This window comes from Desulfonatronum sp. SC1, from assembly GCF_003046795.1.
Classification (GTDB): domain Bacteria; phylum Desulfobacterota; class Desulfovibrionia; order Desulfovibrionales; family Desulfonatronaceae; genus Desulfonatronum.
Genome location: NZ_PZKN01000062.1, coordinates 1 through 3400, shown reverse-complemented (window position 1 = coordinate 3400; position 3400 = coordinate 1). Strand labels below are relative to the sequence as shown.

The window sequence follows — 3400 nt, the reverse complement described above, 5'->3', positions numbered from 1 at the left end:
CCCCCTCCCTGATCGCCCCGATCCACTCCGCCGCTGACCGCCTCCCGCTCCTGGGTCATACCGAGCCCTGCCCGCCGTTGGTTGAAGCCCGTACAGGGCATCCTCGCGCCTTGCAGGTGGCCCACGCCAGAAACAGCAAGGCCGCCCATCCCTGAAGGACAGGCGGCCATTGCGCAGAGGGTGTGTGATTGTTCTCTACGGCGAATCAATAGGTATTACGGACACACCAGACGTAGAATGGATTATCTTTATGACTTAGCTTGGATAATCTTCCTGTGAACATATGCATGGAATAACGCGCATGCTCCCCATAACCTGTGTAATGGGTGCTGGCCCAATAACAATCACCTTGGATTCCTTCAAAAGGATGCTGGCCGCGAGTTGCACTGTAGATTTCGGGGAACTCACCCTTTGAGGGCAGTCTCCATCCCGTGATGCCATCCACGGCAAGCGAAGCGCATCGTGATGTGGCGGAATCCCAATCCATGTTGCCAAACATATTGGCATCCTTGGTCCACATCAGTCCCGTCACCGTATCCGTCACCGTCCCGTTCCCATTGTCCACGAACCTCTGGGCCTGGGCTTCGCCGGACACGACCAGCCCTGTCAGGCAGAGCATGAAGGCCAGGGCCGCTGTTGTGAAAAACTTTGTCCAGATATTTGCCATGGTGTTTCTCCTCCCCCTTTCGTTTGTGAACAGTGGTGGTTTCTGGAAAATAGAGTCATTCACTTCAGGATGTTGGGCCTCCGTGACAGGGCCAACTACAACTGTTGTCCTTTGTCAAACCCGGCTGCGGGCCGCCGCCCTTCCAGTGCGGGCAGTCGAAATGCCGCGTGTCCTTCCCGAGGCAATCGTTTCTGTCCATCACGCATTCATCGAGACAGTCCATGTTCCCCGGGGGGCACAGGGCCTCGCACTGGTTCCATTTCGCATCGCAGGAATCCTTTATGCTCGTGAAGGTTTGGTTGCAGCAGGCGATGCAGTCGAGCAGGTCGGGGCAGCCGTGGACGCAGTCGATATAGGTGCCGGTTGCGGCGTGAAGGTTGGGGGTTGCCATGAACAGCAGGGCCAGGGTCGCGGACAGGATGAGTTTTCGCATTTTCAATCTCCTCTTGTGAGTTGAAGGTTTAATTTCGACAATGCTTCTTTCTTAGCACGATCCATGCCAGAGAAAAAACAAAACAATTCCAGAATGTTAATAAATTATGCCAACCAATCAAACCTCTACTGCTTGCGCCAATTCCGTTGGCACTGCCAACACTTCTGGCAAATAATAAGCTGTCCCCATGCCGTTTGCTGATCGCGCTGGGGTGGTGTGACTATTGGGATGGATGTGAATATCAGGGTGCTGTTGGTGGAGCAATACAGGGGATAATCCAGCGCAGGCTTGTCCTCTCGATCACTTGGCCTGGAGCCCGCCGTGCCCCTCATAATTTGACCCGGAGCCGTCCACGTCGGCCAGCTTGGGGGCCAGGAGGCGGTCGACTTGTTTTCTGATCTGGTGGGAGGTGCGGTAGTTGATGCGCAGGCCGTGGGAGCGGCCCCGGATGTCCACGCCCAGGGCTTTCCAGGAAAAGGCTATGGATTTTGATCCTGAAAGCCTTCACGGATGACCCGATACTGTCCTGTTTGGAGATCAACATCATAAATATTGAAGTTGGTGCGCAAGTCCAGTCCCTCGTAATGAACTGCGAAATTGAGAGATGCTGACCCCTCAGGTCCGCTGGTGATGCGATGAAAGACAAACCTGGGCCAGACAAGCATTGCCGGTCCGTCAAACAGGATTTTCCCATCCTGGAGGATCTGGCTGGGTGTCACGGTGAAGCTGAACAGGCCATGAGTTTGGAGGTAAATGTCAACATGCCGGGTACCCTGAAGAACGATCAGGTTATCGTCCTGGGAAGGGTGCATGTACCAGGGGCGAGCTACATCCCCAACCGGCCCTGGAGAAACCGCGCTTTGGGCGTGGATAACCCGATCAATGGCATTGATACGAGGCAAAAGTTCCATTGGAACATTGTCGAAAATGACTCCCGGCGTCCTGCGTAATGGCTTCATGGGGATGATCTTATAAAAATCCTGGATTTCGGCAAAAACTGATGATGCAGACATGTCTTTTCCTTGATGTTACATTGTTTGGTGCGTATCCAGCGTCAAATTATCCTCTCTACCTGCCGCAGAAGCCCGCTGGCTTCCACTCGCCCCTCTGAGGACTTTCTGGAAAACCGCCCGGGCCTGTACATGTACCGGATCAAATACCTGACAGCCATGCGTTGCTGGTCACTCGCTCTGCTGGACTGCAACAACTTCTTCGCTTCCTGGCGACAGGACCCTAAAGTTTTCTTTCATCCTGCCGATAAGAATAAGACCCAACCCAATCCACAATCAGACTCATAAGAAATGCCAAGCGGAGGAAAGGTCATGCAAATCAACAGTTTTCACCACGCTCCGTCCTATGTCTAAGGAAGAATACCGCCCCAAGCGGCTCCATCCCATGAGTCGCCCCGAATGCCTCTGGCTGAAAACGTACAACCTGCCCGGCTCGATGACCTTTCTTTAAACCGGGTTGAAGATTTTTCAAAGACCATGGAAATGGCCAAGGAGCGTTTGAAGGACACCGGATTGAATATCCGTTTGAGTTCGGGGGATGGCAAAGACGGCTTCCAGATTGAAGTGTTCAATCCAAAGACGAACGAGGTGATTCGCCGATTTCCGCCCGACGAAATCATCAAGCTGTCCTCGTCGATTAAGGAAATGAACGGATTTGTTGTAAACCAGAATCTATAACAAGGAGGAACATAATGGAAATTGGATCAGCACAAGGGCAGGCAAGTATGGCCATGCTTGCGAAAACCCTGCAAAATTCGACCATGGGAGCTGATGTTGTCTCCAAGACATTGGACGCTGTCAATCAAATGGGCAGTGGCGCTGCCAACAACACCAACGCTGACTATGACTTTCAAACCAAGGTATTGATGGCCGGTGCCATGGGTAAAGGGGAAAACCTGAACGTCGAGATTTAGTTCGAAGAAAAGAAATCACTCAATGTCGCATTGCCCGTGGGAATCGCTTTGATTCCCACGGACTTTTGCTGTGAGATGTCCGGCCTTTTCCAGCAATAGCCTGATGGGCAGAGCATTGGATGGCGTTGCCAAGGGCAAGTCCTGGGTAAATCCCTGACAGGAGTTTAACAGATTGAACGTCATTTTTTTTGAAAACGCAAGTGATTTCGGTGTGTTAAGTCGCCAATTCCTGTAAGACCCCACTGCTCGCTCCGTAGCCCATGGCCTTCAGTATCTGGGCCTGGGCGTCGCTTGGTTCCTCAAGCTTGCGGGTCGCTTTTCGTGCCCCGGCATTCCAACAAAGACATGAATGGAGTGTGCGCATCTGCTGCATTGT

The 3400-nt window shown here is 52.8% G+C and carries 6 protein-coding genes; 2 read left to right on the top strand and 4 right to left on the bottom strand.

What is annotated here, in order from left to right:
- Positions 1–205: 205 nt before the first annotated feature.
- The 4 genes from C6366_RS18290 to C6366_RS18280 form a co-directional block, all read right to left on the bottom strand.
- On the bottom strand, positions 206–667 hold the full coding sequence (locus C6366_RS18290; RefSeq protein WP_107740618.1) for a DUF1566 domain-containing protein: 462 nt from the start codon (positions 665–667) through the stop codon (positions 206–208).
- A gap of 64 nt (positions 668–731) precedes the next feature.
- Positions 732–1100, bottom strand: coding sequence for a hypothetical protein (locus tag C6366_RS18285; protein WP_107740616.1), 369 nt, complete (start codon positions 1098–1100; stop codon positions 732–734).
- A 300-nt stretch (positions 1101–1400) separates the two neighbouring features.
- Positions 1401–1556, bottom strand: coding sequence for a hypothetical protein (locus C6366_RS19760; RefSeq protein ID WP_158269864.1), 156 nt, complete (start codon positions 1554–1556; stop codon positions 1401–1403).
- A gap of 23 nt (positions 1557–1579) precedes the next feature.
- Positions 1580–2113 carry a hypothetical protein gene (locus tag C6366_RS18280; RefSeq protein ID WP_107740614.1) on the bottom strand — a complete coding sequence of 178 codons (534 nt, stop codon included), beginning with the start codon at positions 2111–2113 and terminating at the stop codon, positions 1580–1582.
- Between the two features lie 396 nt (positions 2114–2509).
- Between C6366_RS18280 and C6366_RS18275 the strand changes: the two genes are divergently transcribed.
- Positions 2510–2788 carry a flagellar protein FlaG gene (locus C6366_RS18275; protein WP_107740612.1) on the top strand — a complete coding sequence of 93 codons (279 nt, stop codon included), beginning with the start codon at positions 2510–2512 and terminating at the stop codon, positions 2786–2788.
- Between the two features lie 14 nt (positions 2789–2802).
- Entirely contained in the window at positions 2803–3024 is a 222-nt protein-coding gene (locus C6366_RS18270) for a hypothetical protein (RefSeq protein ID WP_233248569.1), read from the top strand.
- Positions 3025–3400: the final 376 nt, after the last annotated feature.

Excerpts from the sequence above, each read along its gene's own strand:
- C6366_RS18290 (WP_107740618.1), bottom strand. The coding sequence starts at position 667 with ATGGCAAATATCTGGACAAAGTTTTTCACAACAGCGGCCCTGGCCTTC.
- C6366_RS18285 (WP_107740616.1), bottom strand. The coding sequence starts at position 1,100 with ATGCGAAAACTCATCCTGTCCGCGACCCTGGCCCTGCTGTTCATGGCA.
- C6366_RS18270 (WP_233248569.1), top strand. The coding sequence starts at position 2,803 with ATGGAAATTGGATCAGCACAAGGGCAGGCAAGTATGGCCATGCTTGCG.
- C6366_RS18280 (WP_107740614.1), bottom strand. The coding sequence starts at position 2,113 with ATGTCTGCATCATCAGTTTTTGCCGAAATCCAGGATTTTTATAAGATC.
- C6366_RS18275 (WP_107740612.1), top strand. The coding sequence starts at position 2,510 with ATGCCTCTGGCTGAAAACGTACAACCTGCCCGGCTCGATGACCTTTCT.